The organism is Maribacter spongiae (genome assembly GCF_047345125.1).
In the GTDB taxonomy this organism is placed as follows: Bacteria; Bacteroidota; Bacteroidia; order Flavobacteriales; family Flavobacteriaceae; genus Maribacter.
In genome coordinates, this window is the sequence record NZ_JBLFEQ010000001.1 from 543,312 (window position 1) to 564,377 (window position 21,066).

The following is a 21,066-nucleotide window of genomic DNA, read 5'->3' on the forward strand; positions in this document are numbered from 1 at the left end:
AATTATTTTTAAAATGACAATTGGCGGTCAATCGACCGCCAATGTTTAATATTGTTATTTACGCATGAGTTTGGCCTGATCTTCACCTCCATTGATGATGTACAATAGCGGAATGGGTCGATCAACTCCTTCTTCAAATACAGGTTTTGCTGCCCATGGTGTAACCGATAATACATTGGCCATATCCATCCAAAACTGTAATCGAGCTCTTTTGAGGTTCCAAGTCATATGAAAATGATTGGCCGGTGCATAATGCTTGTATTCGTTCATAGTCGCATATTTAGGCATTACAAAAGTATGCGGCCAGGTCGGGTTGGCTGTCTCACAAACAGCTTGCGCTAATTTTTGAGGTGGCAATACCGTTTCGGTTTCATCCCAAACCATAGAGAACATACCTGATAATGAACTATAGGCCAATCGAGCGGCGATACCCTCTATGCCTTCTGGCGAGATATAATGAACTGAATTTCCTAAGTAAGAGAAGTATTCTACTGCTTTTGGAAAGGTAATCTTTTTTAGGATTTCTTCGGAAGGGGTTCCTGGAAGTGCTGCCCAATCAAAAGAAGCAGAGCCAGAATTTACTCCATCTACAAAACCTTTTTGTTCCCATTTCGTATCCCCGTTTAAGGTTACACCCTGCTCTTTGGCGAATTCCTTGATTTCGGACGGATCCCATACTTTTCTAAAATCCATGAACAATGGTGGGTTTCCACCAGATAACCAGGTCATGAACAGTTGCGTCAACAGTGCCTGAACGTCTGCTTCGGTAGCATAAGGAACAACTTCTTTTGGACCATTGTGATCAAAACTAGAGTTGAACAATGATTCCATAATATCGGCCACGGGAAGCGGAATGCCCCTTGCATCGGATCCCCATTCCAATTGGCTCATGAATCCACCGCCAACGGCATTCAAGTCTTTCATCAAATCCCTTACGATAAGATATAGGGCCAAACTTTTGTCCAGATTTCCACTATCGGTACCCTCTGGTAACTCTATACCTGCAGAACCACTTTCCAGCCAGTCTCTAAGTCGTTTCAATTCTTCTTTGTCATAAGATTCTTTGGTCAACAGATCCGCCAACAATTTCATGTCCAAACGAGTAATCTCCAATCCAAATTGGTTTCTGGTGGCGGCCACATGTGGTAAAGCAGTCTCCATACCCATGGAATCATGACCAAACACCACTACACGTTTTCCTTTAAGGCCTTGGATCGTTGCAGCGGCATAACACCAATCGATCAAAGCATCTTTTGTTTCATCGGACATTATGGGATCAAGCCCAGTATCGGCCCAACTACCTACATTAATATGAACCAATCTGCCTGATTGTGCCAAGGCACCATTGGTGGCATGTGTAAAGACCACGCCAGGTCTGGGACCACTGTTACCCGTAGTAAAATTAAAAGGAATGTCCTGTGGGAAATGTGATAGCAAAGAAAGGACGGTCAATTGCGGAAATGCCCAGGTGTCCGGTACGCAGACAATAATGTTTACTCCTGCTTTTTTAAATTGGGAAGCTACGGCATCTGCCTGTTTTTCACCATCGACCAATATATCGGAATACACGACCGGTACTTTTTCCTTGCCGGGCGTTAATACTTCTCCCGAAATCTGATTGGCGGCCATTTTTACAATATTGGCGGCCCGGGTACGGGAATCCTGATCGATCCTCGGGTCACAAGTGGCAAATACTCCTATTACCGGAAGCCCTGTGCTTTCTGCTACATCGTTGTTCAATTTTAAAGCTGACATATATTATTTTATTTTTAAATGATTTTTAATCTGTTCTTTCTTATTGTTAAATGGTCGCACTGTTCAAGGCCCCATTTCTTTTCATTGATCTATAACTATATACCCCTACAAGGACCAAGCATATCATGGGCAGAATGAACGAGAAATTCACCTCTGGAATGAACCCGAAAAGTTTGATATCGTTAAGTCCGTTTCCTCCCATATCTATAATACTACCTTGTAGTGGCGGTAGCAATGCACCGCCCACGATAGCCAAGATCAATCCGGCAGAACCCAATTTAGCCTCATCGCCCATTCCCTTTAATGCGATACCGTAAATGGTGGGGAACATGAGTGACATGGCAAAGGACACCCCTACCAAGCAATATAATCCGACCATGCCATTGATCAATATGGCCCCTGCGCAGAATGCTACGCCCAATACGGCAAAAATCAACATCAATTTGGCCGATTCTATATAACGTATCAAGAAAGTACAGATCCATCTGGCCGTTAAGAACAGAATCGTAGATGCCGCTACATAAACGACCGCATTCAACTGCTCGTCTTCGCTTCTTAAGGCGTTCAGATTCGTTACGTATTGATAGATAAAGGTCCATACCATAATTTGGGCTGCCACATAAAAGAATTGGGCCAATACCCCTTCATAATACGCTTTGTTGGAAAAGAGTTTATTGAAGGTCGCTTTTAGGCTGAGTTTTTCTACAACTTGTTTTTTATTATCTATTTTCATGAATAGGAACAAGACCATAATGGCCAATACCACAAAACCCAAAACAATATAGGGGGTGCTTATAATACTGAAATCATGTTCTATGACCTGTTGTTTTTGAGCTTCGGAAAGTATTTGTGACGATGTGCTGTCCGCTCCGATTTTGGTTTCCAAGCGGTCTACCACATAAAGTCGTGCTACGAGTTGACCCGAAAGTGCGCCCATGGGATTGAACGCCTGAGAGAGGTTCAAACGCTGGGTCGCTGTTCTTGAATCACCCAATTCCAAAATCATAGGGTTGGCCGTAGTCTCCAAAAAAGCAAGCCCAAAGGTCAAAACATAAAGGGAAACCAAGAAAAGGTTGTAATTTATAAGAGTTGCGGAAGGGTACATCATTAGAGCTCCCGCCATAAAAAGGAAAAGCCCCAATATAATACCGGACTTATAGCTGTATTTTCTAATGAACAGGGCCGCTGGTATGGCCATGGTGCCATAACCTCCGTAAAAAGCCAATTGAACATAGGAAGCCTTTACATTGGAAATATTCAAAACATTTTTGAATACCTCTACCATGGGATTGGTCAGGTCATTGGGAAATCCCCATAAAAAGAATAGCGAGGTTACCGCTATAAAAGGTAACAATAATCTGGGTTCCACTAATTTTGGCTTATCCTTTTGTATGCCCATTTTGCTCATATTTTTTGGTTTTAAATTATTTTTGGTTTGACTGAAATTTGTTCAAAATATACTTAATTTTTTATTTGGTAGACGGAAGCTTGTAACAATAAATCCAATAACGGGCTTCACTCCAGGCTGATTCAATGGGAAAAGGGCGATCTTTTAAGAGTTTTTTTGTGTTGGGCACCCATTCGATCTTAATCGCCAATTTGGAAATTCCCTCTGTAAACTTTCGAGCGATCAAAAATTCCTCTTCACGCCATCTCCTATCACTGTCAATGATTTCGGGTTTGGGTGGGGCCAACTCTGCCTGACTATAAAATTTGCCTTTGGGCCAGGATGCGTAGGCGGTGCTACTGCCCGATGTGTACCATATTCCAGTATAGTTCCAATCCGAAATAGAATCATCGGCATTTTTCACCCATACTTTTGCTTCCTGATTAGGGTACTGGTAGTCAAATTTTCTGCGCAATAATACTCCTAGATTATCGGGGTCTAAATTTACTTCAAATTGGCTATTGCCTTTCATGATTCGTACTGAATCACTTTCCGTAGGGAAAAACATTCTTGACTCCTTATAGTGTTCTTGACCATGGGGCGAATGCCTGTCGGGCATATCGGTATGTGGTCCCCATTCATAACGGGATGTCAATAAATAAGGGGTATTGGCCGAAGGTGATCGGTATTTATGCTCTTTTATGTCGTTTGAATTGCATACGTTGAACGTATCCGTTAATTGTAAAGTGGCATTGGGTGCCCCATACCAATACACAACACCGGAATAGTGTTCCTCTGCCGTGTTGACCCCTCCGTGTTCCAGCCGAATTACTGCCCGTTTTCCAAAAGGAAAATAATCGGCGATCAGAAATCGGTAAGCGGAATTGATCAGGTCCAAAGAATCCTTGGCCGCTTTGGCCGCTTTTCCTACGGGGTGTCCGGCAAGGGGGATGGTCATGTTCTCACCGCCCCAATAGTTGCCACCGCCGCCCCATTCTTCGGAACCGGTTCCCCATGCTTGCGGGGTTCTGCTATCGTCAAAGAAAAAACGGGGGTCTCCTTCTAAAGCACTGAGGTTTCCCGTATCGGTAAACGTCCAGCTCATCCCTACAAAATTTCCGCTCCATGGGCCTCCACCTTCCGCTTGATCGGAATCTAAAAAAGTAATGTCTTCTCCTATTTCCGGAGCTGGGTGATCACTATAAGTTGCATGAAAATAACCTACATGACCAAAAAAACCATGGAACGGTTCCGTTTTTAAGGTGAATTCAAAATTAGAAAAGTTATGTCCATTGCGTTCTTCCAATTCAATTTTTGCCGTTTTTTCAAAAGGCATGGGCCAATAGCATGATAAATATGCATAGTTCTTGTCGTAACGTATGTTCATGGGAAGTCCCTTTACCAAATATTCCTTGTTTTCCGGGTTGTATAAATGCCCTGCACCAAAAAACAGATCTAAAGGCACATCAATAGATGCATGCCACCTTTGATCCCAAGTAACAATGAGCCTGTTCTTGCCAAACTCAAGGGCCTCGTCAATAGGTATTTTGAACTGCAATAAACGAATATTTGATGACCCTTGTATGTGGGCCAATTCAATTTTTTGATATGCTGCAAGAACGTTTTCTTTTTTTATGGTTTTTACATGATTCCCCAAAGGAGAAATATCAGTTCCCGCCTTTTTGATAAAATTGACCACTTTGGGATTTGGAGGAGTCTTATCCCATCGTTTTAATGGTTTGGATAAATGATCTGCACCTAACGGATAGGTATGGTAAATATAATATCCCGTTCCATAATAAGTGCGTGAATAGGCTATTCTGAACGATTTTTCAAAAGGAATGGGCACCCACATTAAATCAGCTCCCTTGGTTGTTGCCCAGGTCCATGTAAGTGGTTCGGGGAACAAATTTTGGGGAATGAATTCCGTATGGGTATACTTGCTATAAATATCAACGGGGTCATCAGTTGCGGTTTCCTTTACTATAAAATCTTCGCCATCGGTTTCATAATGCCATGGACTCCCATGAAAGAAATTGGTTCTTTTGAAATATAAGATTCCCGGGTTCTTTACATCCAAGGTAACATTAAATGCATCGGACTCCTGATAGAGGAAATGACCGGCATCCGAAAAGTAATTATTGCCTCTGCGGTCATAGGTGCTCCGCATATAGCCCCGGACTCCTATTTTATGGTATGGGAGACGCTCCCATTGCAAATAGGCATCATCAGCTATGGGCACGGTCGGTATATCGACTTTTCCCTGCGCCATTATGGCTAAGGGTAACAATGCCCATATAATAAATAAAATATTTTTTATGTCCATTTTTATTGATCGATATAATTGATGGTTTTATATTCCATTATCAATTACATCTTGCTCTGTTTGAAACCGCTCTTGCCAAATTCCACGACAAATATTTTTTGATATTCAGAATTTATGTTAGTTAAGTTGTTGTCGTAAGCTTTTAATTACCCAACGGTTGAAAAGTTCCAATATCTTAAAACCCATCAAATCTATATTTTATAGTGCTGTCATAAAATGTTCAATTTTCTAATTTTGTGTATATTTTCTATTTTTATGCGATGTTGATTACGGATAAATTAGCGGATAGTGGAGATCCCTCTAAAGATGCTCAGGAATTTAAGCATTTAAAACTTAAATTGCTTTGTTGCAGGTACTGGTGGTTTGAAATTTGGAAGGGTCAACGTATGTCTTTTCCCTATTGGAGATTGTACTGGAATAAAAATGAAGGGGGGTATATATTGTACAATGAAAAAATTGACCTTAAGCCTGACCACTTTTATTTGATTTCTCCCCATACGCCATACTCTACGGGAATCAATCATCAAAAACCTACGGAAGAATCGGATTATTTTTATAAATGTGGGAGAATTAATTCTGAGCAAGAAGAAAAATACAATCTCCAAAATGGAAACCTCCTCCATTTTTTTATCCATTTTACGTTGGGTGCCGATTATGATAATGTACATCCAGGTGTCTATCCTGTAGAAAAAACGGAGGAGAGGACCAACAACCTCCATAGGGTCCTGGAGCTATTGGTCAAAGGATCGAAATCCTTTTCTTCTAAAGAAAGTCTGGATGTGTATAATCTTATACTTTCTTCTTTAGGAAGTGTTATGCCTTATTTAAAGACTTCCGATAATATCAATTATAAAATAGCTTCTACCATAGATTTTATGGAGAAGAATATCAATACTAAAATGACGGATAAGACTTTGGCAAAGAATATGCATTTATCCACCGGATCTTTTTCAAGACTTTTTAAAAGGGATACAGGTGTGAGCCCTAGTCGATATTTGAGAAAAATACGGATCGAGAAAGCGTGTAACCTTTTACTTTATACGGATAACAGTATTGATTTGATTGCCGATAAATGCGGTTTTTCGGACCGTTATCATTTGACCAAAGTATTCAGAATGGAAAAGAAAACCTCTCCCGCTGCCTTTAGAAAGAGTAATGGGTATTTTTAGGTGGTTCGTTTAAGTACTTTGTTGTTGGTTTAATGTTAGTGGATCCGGGGTGAAAACAAACCATATATGAAGTAAAGATTCATTATGAAGGAACCCGATGGTTCATAGCTTTATGATAAGAATGATAAATTACCTCCTTGTCCCATCAAAATCACTAATTTTAAGGCAATATTACATTTTTAGCTCGCAGTGATCAATAAAAAAGAAGTTATGGGCAGAATATGCCTATTAATAATGGGATGAAAGAATAAATTGTTAATTTAGAACAATCATTGAAAAACACTGGACCTATACATTTATCCCCTGCTTTGGCTTTAAGTAAATATAATCCGCAACAAAACGTTAGGGTCGCCGTTGACTGTATAATTTTTGGGTTTGATTCCGAAAAATTAAAATTGTTATTGTTCAAAAGAAAAATAGAACCCTTAAAAGGGTCTTGGTCCCTTATAGGGGAATTAATAAAAAATAACGTTTCATTAGATGAAAGTGCCAATGAGATTCTTTATAAACTATCGGGATTGAGAAATGTATATCTACATCAATTAAAGACCTATGGTGAAACAGGCAGGGACCCTCTGGAACGGGTAATATCCGTGGCTTATTATAGTTTAATGCGTATTGATGAATTTAATTTAAAATCTATCGAGAGCCATGATGCCAAATGGTTCGATTTTGAGGAAATACCGGAACTTATCCTAGATCATCAACAGATGGTTCAAGATGCAATTCGTGCATTAAGGTTAAAGGCAAGGAATAGACCATTAGGTTTTGAATTATTGCCGGAATTTTTCACCTTGCCACAACTTCAAACATTGTACGAGAGCATTTATAGCACAAAATTCGACCCAAGGAATTTTAGAAAAAAAATACTTTCATTGGATATTTTGCGTAAAATGGACAAGAAAGATAAATCTTCTTCACGAAAAGGAGCTTTTCTATATAAATTCAAGAAAAAAAGCCTGGACAAGTCCTCCATGAACAATGGGGATTTTGAAAAAATAAAGGAAGTCATTCAATTTTGAAAATAATGGGAAACCAGCTCTAGCTTTTATCGAGTTTGGCTCTAGGCATACCGTTCATCATAAATTTGTGCAAATAAGCTTAAATGTATACATTACGTTTAATTTCGTTCGCTTCTTGATCGGCCGCATTTTATTAACAACCCATTCAATTAAAAAACAGAATTTTTTTTAAAATGAAAAAAACCAAAATATCACTGCTTATTTGTGTAGTATTAATAACATTGTTTGCTCAAAAAAATATTAATGCGCAAACGCTAACTACAAAATGGTCCCATAAAGTGGATAAGGAGCGTCCTCTTCAGGAATATCCCCGTCCACAAATGGTGCGATCCAATTGGGAAAACCTTAATGGAGAATGGGACTATGCCATAAAAGGGCAAAACGAAGATGTTCCGCAAACTTATGATGGTAAGATTACGGTTCCCTATGCCATAGAATCGTTTTTGTCCGGGGTTCAGAAAAAAATCAATGAGAAAGAGGTTGTTTGGTACCAAAGAAATTTCCGGGTTCCTTCATCTTGGAAAAATAAAAATATACTTCTGCATTTTGGTGCCGTGGATTGGGAGGCTACGGTCTATGTGAACGGTAAAAAAGTTGGGATGCACCAAGGGGGCTATGACCCTTTCTCCTTTGATATAACGGATGCATTGAATAGGTCCGGCTTGCAAAAATTGGAGGTCAAGGTGTGGGATCCATCAAGTGGGGGAACCCAACCACGTGGCAAACAAGTGACAAAACCCCGTACAATATGGTATACGCCGGTTACGGGAATTTGGCAAACGGTTTGGATGGAACCCGTTCCGGAACAATCCATTAAATCCATAAAAATAACACCGGATATCGATAACGGTAAATTGGTAGTGAAGGTAACGGGAAGTAAAATCCTGGATGCGGATTACTCCGTAGCGTTCAAGGTTTCTGATACAGGAAATAAAGTAGCCACTGCCAAAGGAAATATTGGAAAAGAAGTGGAAGTGCCATTGGCGGATGCCAAATTATGGTCGCCGAACGATCCTTTTTTATATGACCTGGAAGTAACGCTATTAAAAAATGGAAAAAGAATAGATCGAGTCAAGAGTTATTTTGGAATGCGCAAAATTTCCGTTAAAAAAGATGAAAAAGGAAATCATAGATTTACCCTGAACAATGAAATACTATTCCAATACGGAACCTTGGATCAAGGTTGGTGGCCAGACGGACTCTATACCGCTCCCACGGATGAAGCGCTTAAATACGATATTGAAGCAACTAAAAAATTGGGATTCAATACCATTAGAAAACATGTGAAAGTAGAACCTGCCAGGTGGTACTATCATTGTGATAAAATGGGAATGTTGGTGTGGCAGGATATGCCCAACGGGGATGAGAGTGCGGATTGGAGAGGGCCATCGGGGTATGACGGCAGGGAAATGCAACGGACCGCTCAGTCCGCCCATCAATATTACAAAGAATGGAAAGCCATTATGGATGCCAATCATAATAAACCGAGTATTGTTATGTGGGTGCCTTTTAATGAGGCTTGGGGGCAGTTCAATACGGTTGAGGTCATTAACTGGACGATGGATTATGATACCTCAAGATTGGTCAATGGTCCAAGTGGCGGTAATTTCTTTGCTGCAGGACATACGGTAGACGAACATCAATATCCAGGGCCATCAATGCCACGCAGAAATTTGCATGCTCCGGATATTCTGAACGGAAGGGTATTGCTTTTGGGCGAATTTGGAGGCTTGGGATTGCCTATTGAAAATCATCTATGGCAAAAAGACAAAAATTGGGGCTATAGGAACCTAACAGGTAAAGAAGAGCTTTTAAAGTCCTATAAGAAGCTTTTGGAAAAAATGCCCGAGTTGATCAAAGATGGTCTTGCCGCTGCAATATATACACAGACGACAGATGTTGAAGGTGAGGTTAATGGAATAATGACATATGATAGGGAAGTGATCAAGCTGGATGTAACGGAAATGAGCAAAATTAATAATGAGCTCTATGCGATATCCCCATTGGATTAACACAAAGGGAATAACCGCCCTGAAATTTGACCAATGCAGGTTTTAATACTTGATTTATAAAGTTGATATGGAAAAAAGGGAATTCATTAAAAGAAGCGTCCTTGGAGTGGGGGGATTGTTATTGTCCGATAAGATATTTGCTGCCAACAACCATTCAGAAGAATTTTCGGAATTGGCCAAACACAAGATCGGAAAGACGGAATTGGTGACCCTGGATTACCAATGGCCGAGATTTGTTGGTAAAAATGGGGCCAGGGATGTTCACGGGCAGTATAATAAAGCGTCGATATTAAAAATCCATACAGATCAGGGGGCCATGGGATGGGGTATTAGTCACCCGGGAGCGGCGAAGGAACTTTCGGTATTAGAGGGTAGATCCGTAGCTGAATTGGTAACACCGGACAAAGGTTTGGCCAACGGACTTAATCCTTTTTATTTTGATTTACCCTTGTTCGATCTATTGGGTGTCATTATGAACAAGCCCGTCTATGAGATTCTCGGGGCCAAGGGAAAAAAACAGAACCCTGTATATAGTGGAATGATCTATCTTGATGAAATTCCCTATAAAGAATTCAAAGGTGGCCTGGATACGATCATGGATAACTGTGCCTGGGATTACAACTACGGTTATCGGCAATTTAAGATAAAGATAGGAAGAGGGAAAAATTGGTATCCTGCAAAAGAAGGTATGAAAATGGATGTCAAGGTGGTAAAGATGATTTATGAAGAATACAAGGACAAGGGAGTGGATATATTGGTAGATGCCAATAATTCCTATTCCTTGGATGATACCATAACCTTTTTAAAAGGCGTTCAGGATATTCCCATTTATTGGGTGGAAGAACCCTTTCCCGAAGCCATGGAAACAGGAAAAAAACTCAGGACATGGATGGATGGGAACGGGTTTGCCCATACGCGCTATGCGGATGGGGAATGGATCGGCCCGGACGACCCTAATGATATCGCCTTAAAAATGGCCCGGACCGGAATTCTTAATACCTATTTGAACGATATCCATGCCATTGGCATTACCAATTGGAAGAAAATAATGCCAAAACTAAAGAAAGCAGGTGCTACGGCAAGTCCGCATACATGGGGAGACCGATTAAAAACACATTATGCAACGCATTTGGCCGCAGGATGTGGAAATATACCTACCATAGAAGGAGTCACCTGTTTGTCCGATGATATTGATTATGGGGACTATCCCATTAGAAATGGAAAAATTGAAGTTTCTGACAAACCAGGATTTGGAATGAAGCTCCTAAAATAGCCTAAAAAAGATAATCGCTATAGTATCTTAATAGGAAGGTAGGAATAAAAGCAACTTTATGAATGATGATTTTTTCCTTAACTGGTAAATGTATATATTACGTTTATTTTGAACGATTAAGTAATTATGAGGATTTTTTTTTGGAATTTAACGGTTTTAATAATGGTTATTAATGTTACCATGGCACAGAATAGTAATATCAAACTATTGAAGAAGAAGGATTTTGATCAAAAAGTGGATGGTAAACAGATAAGCCTTTATATGCTTAAAAACAAGGCAGGTACTATTGCGGAAATCACAAATTACGGGGGTAAAGTAGTGTCGCTATGGTTACCCGATAGAACAGGGAATTATGAAGATGTTGTATTGGGATATTCTGATATTGATGGTTTTTTGACCGCAAAAGAAAAGTATTTTGGAGCGTTGATAGGTAGGTATGGCAACCGAATCGGTAAAGGGAAATTCTCTTTGGATGGAAAAGAGTATACTCTGGTTACCAATAATGGGGACAATCATTTACATGGCGGGGACAAAGGATATGATGCCGTAGTTTGGGACGCTGAACAAATAGACGGGCAAACGTTGGAATTACGATATGTTTCCAAGCATATGGAAGAAGGGTATCCTGGGAATTTGACCATAAACGTAAAATATCGGCTTACGGACGAAAGTGAGTTAAAGATCGAGTATTGGGCAACAACGGACAAACCTACGGTCGTGAACCTCACGCATCATTCCTTCTTTAATTTGAGAGGAGCTGGTAACGGGACCATCAATGACCATTTATTGCAAATAAATGCACCCTATTATACCCCTGTAGATAAAGGCCTTATTCCAACAGGGAAATTGGCCACCGTGGAAAATACGCCTATGGATTTTAGAAAACCAATGGCCATCGGCAAGCGGGTAGATACTGATTTTGAACAATTAAAGTACGGATTGGGATATGACCATAATTTTGTGTTGAATCAAAACATGAACGGATTAAATTATGCGGCCAAAGTAGTTGAACCAATTTCCGGCAGAACTATGGAGGTATATACCAATGAACCGGGGCTTCAGTTCTATGGAGGTAATTTTTTGGATGGTTCCATAGTCGGTAAAGGGGAAAAAATATATAGGCACAGAACGGCCTTTTGTTTAGAGACCCAACATTTTCCGGATAGTCCCAACCAATCTCATTTTCCTTCTACGCGTCTAGACCCTGGGCAGGAATACTATTCTATATGTATCTATAAATTTTCCGTGACCCATTGATGGGAGCAATGACAATGTAAATAAACATAAAAAATAAAGAGTATAATATTATGATCAGAATACAGGATAAATTATTTCTGGGACTTCTTTTGGTGTCTCTGAACGCTTCAATCGCTTTTGCCCAAGAAATAGAAATTAAAAAGAAGGGCCATATCTATGTTCCGGAAATTACCAATGAAGAAGCAATGATAATACCGCCTTTGGATGGTCTTTGGTCCATTGCCACAGATTGGAAAGAAGATTGGCCAACCAATTGGCATCATGCATCGGCAACCTCATATAAAGAATCCGGACCGTGGAAAATAGTGCAGGGGACTATAGAGTTGCCGGAAGGTAATATGGAGGTTCAAGATGCCTATAAGGTAGAGGAAAATAGGGTGAAATGTATTCGTCGGTTTGAATGGAAAGGCGAAAAGCCGTTGGAAAAAGCGACCCTATCGGTACGATGGAAAGTAAATGCAACCGATGCCAAGGCATTTTTGCCCAATATCCTATATTATGGAAACCCATCAGGTGAAAAAAACGGAAAAGAAAAAGTTCCTGTCTTTCATGGGGCCTCCGGGGAGATGGCCATTTTTGAAGAACATCGATATACCATGCCTTTTGCCTCTTTGGAATATAAGAATAAGGAGGGTAAGTACCTTGGTGCCGCATTGCACACTTTGCCCAGTCAGGTGAATAATGGTAATATCAAAGATCAATGGTGGTCTCTAGGGGTACATGCCAATGATGGAGATACGGAACTGCTTCTTATGAGCGGCCCCGTTACTTATAATGGTCAAAAAAGTGTTGCAAAAGCGCTCCAACAGAAAGCCCTGCCCTATAAGGATACCTACACTAAAATATATCCCGGGACCATTTTAGAGAAGACATTTTATATGGAACCCTATACCGTAGAAAAAAAAGGCGCGGGTTTTCAACGTCCTATGTACACCTCAATGGATATATTTAGACCTTTCTATACCGAAGATTTACCCACTTACAGGGAAATTATTGAGGATAAATACCGTTTTGCCAAATCCCGTTGGATAGAAGGAAAGAACTATGCCGGGTTTAACATGTATCCCGAATTTGAAAAGCAACGAATTGTGTTGGGCTGGGCCGGGCAATCCGAAGCTTTGATCTATGGGCTCCAGCCCTTGGCAAAAAAACTGGGTGAGGAGAAAAAGATTTTGGACATGGTGCAACGGGCAATGGATCATATCTGCACAAGTCCAATAACCAAGAAGGGGTTTCCGGTACGTTATGAAGTAGAAGAAGATCGCTGGCATAGTCCAGATCCGGTATCGGAAGGGCAGGCGATGAACAGTATTGCCATGGCAATTAAGACCGCTAGGGAAAACCCTGATTTAAAAACCGAAAAATGGGAAGCATTTTTAAAAAAAGCTAGTAAAATTCACGCAAAACGGATCTTGAGCAGTTCATGGAATCCCGTGAATACGGCCGAGGCATTTTATATAGCTCCCTTATTTTTGGCAGCCGGATTATTTGATGATGACAATTTCTCCAAAGCGGCATTGAAAGCTTCCGATTATTATGCGCAAAGACATTTGAGTATGGAAGAACCCTATTGGGGAGGTACATTGGATGCTACTTGCGAAGATAAAGAAGGGGCATGGGGTGCTTTCCAAGGTTTTTTGACTGCATATGAGTTCACGAACGATAAAAAATACCTGGAATATGCGCAGCATGCCGGCGACGTGGTGCTTAGCTATACCGTGGTCTGGGATATTCCGCTTCCACCCGGTAGAATGGGAGACCATTATTTTAAGACCCGAGGATGGACGGGGGTGTCCCCGCAAAACCAGCACCTTGATGTGTACGGTGTTTTGGAGACCCCGGCCATTTATAAATTGGGAGAATATACCAACAATGAAGTGCTTAAAAAACTGGCCGTGGTCATGTACCGTAGCTGTGGACAAATGATAGATCCCTATGGTTCGCAAGGGGAGCAATTACAGCATACCAATTTTGCACAACATGGAAACATGACCGATGTATTTAAACTTAGGGGCGGTTATTCGGAGAGTTGGGCGGTCTTTTGGATTACCACCCATTTTTTACATGCGGCCGCACAGTTTGAGGAAATGGGCGTACAGTTCTAAACCGAACTTGGCTGCAATCAGAGAATTGGCCCCTTCAACTTGAAGGGGTTGTTTTTTAAATACAATCTTGATTTTTTCTTAAAAAATAAAAGAACTTCTATCTGTTTTTCGTTTCAGGAAGACCAACAATGACCCGTTCGTTTAAAGAGTCGTTGCTGGCCATAAGCTTCCCGTTCACCCAAATGCAAAGTTTACTTTGCTCACCTTTGGTCTTGGGATCCCAATCTTTTTTCCATATGATATCAATATCGCAATTGTGATAACGTATATTACCCAAATAAAAATAATCCCATTTGTCCTCCGGGAGTAAAGGTTGAATGGAAAAACTATCTTTATGGGATGAGGTAAACCCTAAAAGATCTTCAATAAGCATATCTGGAAAAGTGGAATGAAAATAATCTTGGACCCCACCAAATTGTTCTCCATTACTGGGGATATACCACTCTCCAATATTGCGTTTTTCCCCGTGCATGTCCACCAACTTTTGAACATAGTCATAGAGCAGTTCCTTGTCCGCTTTGGTAACGTCGTCGTCCTTGTAATTCTTCAAATAGTTGGCATAGGCTTTGTTTACAATTGAGTTTTGAAAGGGCCAACCGCGTCCGTTCCAGGCATAGGCTTGTTCATCATAGTAAGGACTTTGTTGCTCTGCCGTGGTCATTCCCTTCTTATTGTAAAAGCCTTTTTTGGAATAGAACATTTTCCAGGCGGCATCATATTTTTTGGAGGATTTGGGGATCATATTAAAATACCAAGGCGTGTAGCCCACCGATTCGCGCACACGGGATTCCTGATCCTTTACACCGTAGTTATTATCTGCCGCCGTATAAGAATAAAAAAACTGATCTTCTTCGTTCCATAAGGTATTCAATGTCCTTGCTTGCAGGGAATGGGCTTTTTGATGGTACATTTCACTTTTGTTTTTAGCGTCTTGATTATCCGTTTCCCCAGCTTTTAACGCATACAGGTTGCCGAGGGATTTTAAATTACCATAATAATAACTATTAATGGAAGGGCGAACCAAGTACAATAAAGGGTAAGCATTTGCAAAAGCATCTTGATTTGCAACTAACTTTGATGACCTTAAATCGTTTATGGTTCCCCAGCCAAGATAGTAATCACGCCATTTCTCTTCCGTGTAAAAGGCATAAGGTCCGTCACTGGCAATTAGGGGCATGGTCGCAGAAATGGTAAACTCCATTCCATCATATAAGTCAAGGACTTTATATAGACCATCGGTTTTGCTCCCATATTCATTGACCATAAATTTACTGTCCCAAACTTTTTGATGTGCCTCCATATAGGGCAACATTTTATTGCGCCAAGTTTTGTTGGGATGCACTTTTAAAAAAGCTTCGGTAGCATCTACCATCCAGCTTGAGAAATGGTGACTTTCCGGTCTGCTGATATGGCTATGAAAGGCTGGATTTTCTCGCTGATTGTTTTTGGAAGCATAACCGCTAAGATAAAATTCTGCATAAGAGCGTAGGTATGTAGGGTCTTTAAGCCAACGTACATCATAGAACTGATGCCCTGCAGGACATGGTATTGCCCCACTTATACTAGCATGGCCGGGCCATCCAAAAAATTCCGTTATTACCCATATGTCCTTATTGGTAGATGGGTCTTTCCATGGTCTAAGGTGTTTAGATATCATCCACCATCTATAATTGTATACTTCCGTGAAATCTTCATTGGAACTTAAGAACATGGGGATGTTCTCCTGTAGGAAGGCACTATTGTTGCTACTGTTGTATGCTCCATCCGATTTTGGCCGTTCCTTATAATCATTAAATTCCTTTACATCTTCGGATAAGGTCTTTTTTGCTACTTTCCGTAAACGGACCAGTTCGCTATCGTAATCCGGTATTGCTACAGAACAAGAGTATACAGTTCCCAAAATGTAAAGTAGGGCAAATGAAAGAAGTGACTTTTGCAATAACCCGCATGAATAATTTTTCATAGAAATTCTGTTGTAATTTTTGGTTTTAACGTTCGAACAGTGTCAAATGACAATGTTATAGGAATAACATAACATTAGGTGCGAAAAAATAAAATTGAGGATAAACAACAATTCATCTTTATAAATGTAAAAATAACGTTTGTTTGTTATCTTTATCCAAATTAGTTGATATTTAGATATGCAATGAAAAAAATGTTATATCACATAAATATCTTTTAACTCTTTTAAGAACAACAGATGAGATTTCCGCAAGTATTATTTTTGGTAATTGGAATATTGTTCCAATTATTTTTTGTTCATGGACAGGAACAACCCCCTAAATTTTCAACAGCAGGTTTTTATCCCTTGGAAAATACGGGTAGGGCAGTTTTTGACTTTAATGTAGGATGGAGGTATTACAAAGGTGCCATGAAAGGTGCCGAGTCCGTTTCGTTTGATGATTCTTCATGGGAGGTGGTCAGTGTTCCCCATGGCCTTGAATTAAATTCGACCGAATCGAGCGGAGGTGAAAATTATCAGGGAGAAGCATGGTATCGCAAGCATTTTACCATACCCGAAAGCTTGGAAGGCAAGAAGCTATCATTGCATTTTGAAGCAGTGATGGGCAAATGTAACATATGGCTCAATGGAGAACTTGTTGGAAGTCATTTTGGTGGGTTTTTACCATTTTCCATTGACATTACCGAAAAGATAAAAAAAGGAGAAGAAAATATATTGGCCGTTTGGGCCGATAATAGTGATGATGCTTCCTATCCACCGGGCAAGCCCCAACGCACGCTTGATTTTACATATTTTGGAGGTATTTATCGTGATGTTTGGCTTATTGCTACAAATCCTGTTTTTATAACCAATGCCAATACAGTTGATGAAGTTGCGGGCGGCGGTATTCTTGTCCATGTGGAGAAATTTGCCAAAGAACGTTCCGTTCTTGGAATCGCCGCCCATGTTTCCAATACGGGGAAAAGAATAATAAAAGGAAAAGTACAATACCTGTTAAAGGACAAGGATGCGAACGTTGTTGCAAAATATGAAAGTAAGGTTACGACCATAGGACCATCAAACTCTTCTGTTATAAAAGGGAGATTGGCCGTGGATAGACCAGAACTATGGTCTCCTTTCAATCCGTATTTATATGATTTGGAAATCAGGGTTTTGGATGGTAAAAAAGTAGTGGATGGATTAAAACAACGGGTAGGAATTCGCAAAATAGAATTTAAAGGCAAAGAAGGTCTTTTCCTAAACGGAGAACCTTATCCCGGTAAATTGATAGGGGCAAATAGGCATCAAGATCACGCTTACATTGGCAATGCACTGCCCAATACGGGGCAATGGCGGGATGCCCTCATATTAAAACAGGCGGGTTCGGACGTTATTCGGGCGGCACATTATCCGGCAGACCCGGCGTTTATGGATGCTTGTGATGCATTGGGATTATTTTTTATAGAGGCCACGCCCGGTTGGCAATTTTGGAACGAAGCCCCGGTTTTTGAGCAACGGGTATATCAAGATATAAGAAATATGGTTCGGCGCGACCGCAATCACGCCAGCGTGCTTATGTGGGAACCCATTCTAAATGAAACCTGGTATCCCCCTCATTTTGCAAAAAACACCCATGACATTGTTCACGAAGAATACCCTTTTCAAGGAGCATATACGGTTTGTGATATAGGTGCAAGGGGACAGGAGCATTTTGATGTGGTGTATTCCCACCCTTTCATCAATGAACACTATCAACACGTTAGACAGGATACTCCAGAAAATAGGGATAAACTGTTTATCGATTATAACTCGGAGGAGAGAAGTGTTTTTACAAGGGAATGGGGAGATTGTGTAGATGATTGGAATTCCCATAATTCTCCAAGTAGGGTGTCCAGGGAATGGGGCGAACGGCCACAATTATTGCAGGCCAAGCACTATGCCCATCCAGATTATGTATATACCTCATGGGAAACACTTCATAGTACGCCCAGACAACATGTTGGAGGTGCATTATGGCATTCTTTTGACCATCAAAGGGGATATCATCCCGATCCGTTTTATGGTGGTATTACCGATGTTTTTAGGCAGCCTAAATACTCGTACTATTTATTTAAGAGCCAGCTTGATCCATCGGAAAGTGAACCTATGGTGTTTATTGCCAATGAAATGACCCCTTTTTCATCATCGGATATTGCAGTATATACCAATTGCGAGGAGGTACGCTTAATACTTTATGGAAAGGACACATTGGTGCAAAAGGCCAATCCGGGAAATAAGGCTAAGATGCCCCATCCGATCGTTGTTTTTAAAGACGTATATGATTTTATAGATGTAAAGAACCTCCATAGGGACAAAAAAAAGGAAGAGGCCAGTATTGTTGCCGAAGGACTGATAGATGGCAAAGTGGTCGCTACCTATAGGCGTATGGCAGCCTTGCGTCCAGAAAAGATAAAGCTGGAATTAATGGATCACGGTGTTCCCTTTTTGGCCAATGGTTCGGACGTAGTTACCGTAGTGGCAAGTATTACGGATGCTTCGGGTAATGTGAAGCGACTGAACAATTCCCAGGTGAAATTTGAAATAGAAGGAGAGGGGAATATAATCGATGACGGTACCATTAATGCCAACCCGCGAAAAATAGAATGGGGTACGGCACCTGTACTTATTGGTTCAACCACAAACCCTGGTAAAATAACGATTAAGGCATCATTGGTTAATGATGGCATCAATCGGGTAGTGGGCGGTGAACTTACATTTGAAAGTATTGCGGCACCACTGAAAATGTTACATACCGAGCAACCGCAAAAATCTCAAAATGTACCTATTGGTGTTACCAAAAAAGATCCAAAAAGAAATTTACGGACAGAACAACTCCAAAAAAAGTTGGAAACACTGGAAAGGGAATTGCAACGTTTTAAACTCAAAGAAGTAGAACGCCAACAAAAGGAATTTGAAGGAACGAAAAAAAATAGAAAATAATACTAAACCTATTTAACCTAAAGAGTTAAAGTGATGAGACTTTATGGCATACTATTGATCGGACTTTTACTTATGGGAGTAGCGGTCAAGGGGCAAGAGCTTGGTGCAAGATGGTCGGAATCCCGTGCCCAACAATGGTATGATAGTCATGATTGGTTTGCTGGGACAAATTTTAACCCGAGCACCGCTATTAATCAGTTGGAAATGTGGCAGGCAGAGAGTTTTGATCTGGAAACGATCGAAAGGGAACTGAAATGGTCTGCGGACCTGGGCTTTAACCTGCACCGGGTTTTTCTTCACAATCTGGTATGGCAACAGAATTCAGGGGAATACCTAGAGCGGATAGATAAGTTTCTTGAAATGGCCGATAAATACGATATCAAGATAATGTTCGTATTGTTCGATGATGTATGGGATCCTTTACCGGTTTTGGGTAAACAGCCAGATCCGTTTCCCCATAGGCACAATTCTGGATGGGTACAAGCACCCGGAAGGGAATATTTGGAAGATGCATCAAAAGATCCGTTATTGGAGGCCTATGTGAAAGGAGTTTTGACCCGGTTTAAAAATGATAACAGGGTGGTTATTTGGGACTTGTATAACGAACCCGGAAACCCCAATGCCAATTCTTATGGTGCTATTTCTACAAATAAAACAGAATTGTCCCAAAAAGAGAAGAACAAACATGCGTTAAGATTGGTTTCCAAAACATTTAAATGGGCCAGGGATATTGGTCCCTCGCAACCGATCACCATGGGTATTTGGAGAGGGTCCGTTGAAGATTGGAACGATATAAGTGCCTGGGATACTCCGGAAAAATTATCTGAATTGGACAGGGCGATAATCATAAACTCGGATGTGATTACCTTTCATGTCTATGCCAATACACTTATGGGCGTAAAAAGAAGGGTAAACAAATTAAAAGCTTACAATAGGCCCATTATCTGTACCGAATATATGGCCCGTACCAATAATAATTTGTTTGAGGACGTTATGCCTTATTTTAAAGAAGAAAATATAGGGGCCATCAATTGGGGGTTCGTATCCGGTAAGACCAATACCATTTATCCGTGGGAATCATGGGAAAAGACCTTTACCAAAGAACCGGATATTTGGTTTCACGATATTCTGAGAAAAGACGGTACACCATTTTCGGAGGCTGAAGTGAAATTGATCAGATCATTGACAAAATAATGAGGATATTATATTTAAATGGGCGACTTTTGCTATAAAATATGGGGACGGTAATGCAGGTTAAGAAATTGAACTTACTTAGATATAGTATTGGAATAATTTATTTGTGGTTTGGGGTGTTGAAATTTTTCCCCGAGCTGAGTCCGGCGGAATCATTGGCCAAAGAGACAATATCTATTTTGACTTTTGGATTAGTACCTCAAAATATTTCGTACATAACATTGGCTGTTTGGGAAGTCTTGATCGGAATACTTTTACTATTGAATATCTATCTTAGAATTGTTGTTGTAGCTGCCCTGATACACATGTTGGGAACCTTTATGCCACTTATTGTAGTGGCCGACACCGCATTCAATGAATTGCCCATGACACTTACTTTGGTAGGGCAGTATATTATGAAAAACCTTGTAATCGCCAGTGGCTTACTTTTAATTTATCCCGGTGAAAATATGTGGCGTGTTTTTAAGAAAAAAAGAACACTCAATATAAATGATGTCGTGCAACCGGAAGACATTATGGGAGAAAAAACGGGTCAAAAGGAAATTTTGAACAGGAAGATATCCTGAGTCCGGAGTTAAATGGATTATAGAATGTTTTCACCTTATTTCTAGAGGTAAAATAGTTTTTGTCATAAATACCTGAATT

At 40.4% G+C, this 21,066-nt stretch carries 13 protein-coding genes; 9 read left to right on the forward strand and 4 right to left on the reverse strand.

Annotated features, from left to right (window positions below):
- Positions 1-54: 54 nt before the first annotated feature.
- The 3 genes from ACKWB9_RS02415 to ACKWB9_RS02425 form a co-directional block, all read right to left on the reverse strand.
- The gene (locus tag ACKWB9_RS02415) at positions 55-1,755 is read right to left on the reverse strand and encodes a hypothetical protein (protein WP_414001384.1); all 1,701 of its coding nucleotides are present in this window, start codon (positions 1,753-1,755) and stop codon (positions 55-57) included.
- A 46-nt stretch (positions 1,756-1,801) separates the two neighbouring features.
- On the reverse strand, positions 1,802-3,154 hold the full coding sequence (gene fucP / locus ACKWB9_RS02420) for an L-fucose:H+ symporter permease (RefSeq protein ID WP_414001385.1): 1,353 nt from the start codon (positions 3,152-3,154) through the stop codon (positions 1,802-1,804).
- A gap of 70 nt (positions 3,155-3,224) precedes the next feature.
- Entirely contained in the window at positions 3,225-5,468 is a 2,244-nt protein-coding gene (locus ACKWB9_RS02425) for a DUF2961 domain-containing protein (protein ID WP_414001386.1), read from the reverse strand.
- Between the two features lie 236 nt (positions 5,469-5,704).
- Here ACKWB9_RS02425 and ACKWB9_RS02430 point away from each other — a divergent pair, with 236 nt between their 5' ends.
- From ACKWB9_RS02430 to ACKWB9_RS02455, 6 genes are all read left to right on the forward strand, one after another.
- Positions 5,705-6,637: a helix-turn-helix domain-containing protein gene (locus ACKWB9_RS02430; RefSeq protein WP_414001387.1), complete on the forward strand. Its 933-nt coding sequence runs from the start codon at positions 5,705-5,707 to the stop codon at positions 6,635-6,637.
- A gap of 308 nt (positions 6,638-6,945) precedes the next feature.
- Positions 6,946-7,659, forward strand: coding sequence for an NUDIX hydrolase (locus ACKWB9_RS02435; protein ID WP_414001388.1), 714 nt, complete (start codon positions 6,946-6,948; stop codon positions 7,657-7,659).
- Positions 7,660-7,832: 173 nt separating this feature from the next.
- Entirely contained in the window at positions 7,833-9,671 is a 1,839-nt protein-coding gene (locus ACKWB9_RS02440; RefSeq protein WP_414001389.1) for a glycoside hydrolase family 2 protein, read from the forward strand.
- Between the two features lie 67 nt (positions 9,672-9,738).
- Positions 9,739-10,944: an enolase C-terminal domain-like protein gene (locus ACKWB9_RS02445; RefSeq protein WP_414001390.1), complete on the forward strand. Its 1,206-nt coding sequence runs from the start codon at positions 9,739-9,741 to the stop codon at positions 10,942-10,944.
- 162 nt (positions 10,945-11,106) lie between these two features.
- Positions 11,107-12,201 (forward strand): aldose epimerase family protein, encoded by a 1,095-nt coding sequence (locus ACKWB9_RS02450; protein WP_414001391.1) that lies wholly within the window; start codon positions 11,107-11,109, stop codon positions 12,199-12,201.
- A 50-nt stretch (positions 12,202-12,251) separates the two neighbouring features.
- Positions 12,252-14,306 carry a hypothetical protein gene (locus ACKWB9_RS02455; RefSeq protein WP_414001392.1) on the forward strand — a complete coding sequence of 685 codons (2,055 nt, stop codon included), beginning with the start codon at positions 12,252-12,254 and terminating at the stop codon, positions 14,304-14,306.
- 97 nt (positions 14,307-14,403) lie between these two features.
- On the opposite strand, the gene ACKWB9_RS02460 is transcribed toward ACKWB9_RS02455, so the two are convergent.
- Positions 14,404-16,269, reverse strand: coding sequence for an MGH1-like glycoside hydrolase domain-containing protein (locus ACKWB9_RS02460; protein WP_414001393.1), 1,866 nt, complete (start codon positions 16,267-16,269; stop codon positions 14,404-14,406).
- A gap of 237 nt (positions 16,270-16,506) precedes the next feature.
- Here ACKWB9_RS02460 and ACKWB9_RS02465 point away from each other — a divergent pair, with 237 nt between their 5' ends.
- Genes ACKWB9_RS02465 through ACKWB9_RS02475 form a run of 3 tightly spaced genes read left to right on the forward strand, consistent with a single transcriptional unit; the run spans position 16,507 to position 20,987 of the window.
- Positions 16,507-19,227: a glycoside hydrolase family 2 TIM barrel-domain containing protein gene (locus ACKWB9_RS02465; protein WP_414001394.1), complete on the forward strand. Its 2,721-nt coding sequence runs from the start codon at positions 16,507-16,509 to the stop codon at positions 19,225-19,227.
- A 33-nt stretch (positions 19,228-19,260) separates the two neighbouring features.
- A complete protein-coding gene (locus tag ACKWB9_RS02470) occupies positions 19,261-20,421 on the forward strand; it encodes a cellulase family glycosylhydrolase (protein ID WP_414001428.1) in 1,161 nt (386 codons plus the stop codon).
- Between the two features lie 53 nt (positions 20,422-20,474).
- Positions 20,475-20,987, forward strand: a complete 513-nt coding sequence (locus ACKWB9_RS02475) for a DoxX family membrane protein (protein WP_414001395.1) — start codon at positions 20,475-20,477, stop codon at positions 20,985-20,987.
- Positions 20,988-21,066: the final 79 nt, after the last annotated feature.

Coding starts and splice junctions, on each gene's coding strand:
- ACKWB9_RS02450 (WP_414001391.1), top strand. CDS start 11,107: ATGGTTATTAATGTTACCATGGCACAGAATAGTAATATCAAACTATTG.
- ACKWB9_RS02415 (WP_414001384.1), bottom strand. CDS start 1,755: ATGTCAGCTTTAAAATTGAACAACGATGTAGCAGAAAGCACAGGGCTT.
- ACKWB9_RS02475 (WP_414001395.1), top strand. CDS start 20,475: ATGCAGGTTAAGAAATTGAACTTACTTAGATATAGTATTGGAATAATT.
- ACKWB9_RS02460 (WP_414001393.1), bottom strand. CDS start 16,269: ATGAAAAATTATTCATGCGGGTTATTGCAAAAGTCACTTCTTTCATTT.
- ACKWB9_RS02440 (WP_414001389.1), top strand. CDS start 7,833: ATGAAAAAAACCAAAATATCACTGCTTATTTGTGTAGTATTAATAACA.
- ACKWB9_RS02455 (WP_414001392.1), top strand. CDS start 12,252: ATGATCAGAATACAGGATAAATTATTTCTGGGACTTCTTTTGGTGTCT.
- ACKWB9_RS02470 (WP_414001428.1), top strand. CDS start 19,261: ATGAGACTTTATGGCATACTATTGATCGGACTTTTACTTATGGGAGTA.
- fucP (WP_414001385.1), bottom strand. CDS start 3,154: ATGGGCATACAAAAGGATAAGCCAAAATTAGTGGAACCCAGATTATTG.
- ACKWB9_RS02445 (WP_414001390.1), top strand. CDS start 9,739: ATGGAAAAAAGGGAATTCATTAAAAGAAGCGTCCTTGGAGTGGGGGGA.
- ACKWB9_RS02465 (WP_414001394.1), top strand. CDS start 16,507: ATGAGATTTCCGCAAGTATTATTTTTGGTAATTGGAATATTGTTCCAA.
- ACKWB9_RS02425 (WP_414001386.1), bottom strand. CDS start 5,468: ATGGACATAAAAAATATTTTATTTATTATATGGGCATTGTTACCCTTA.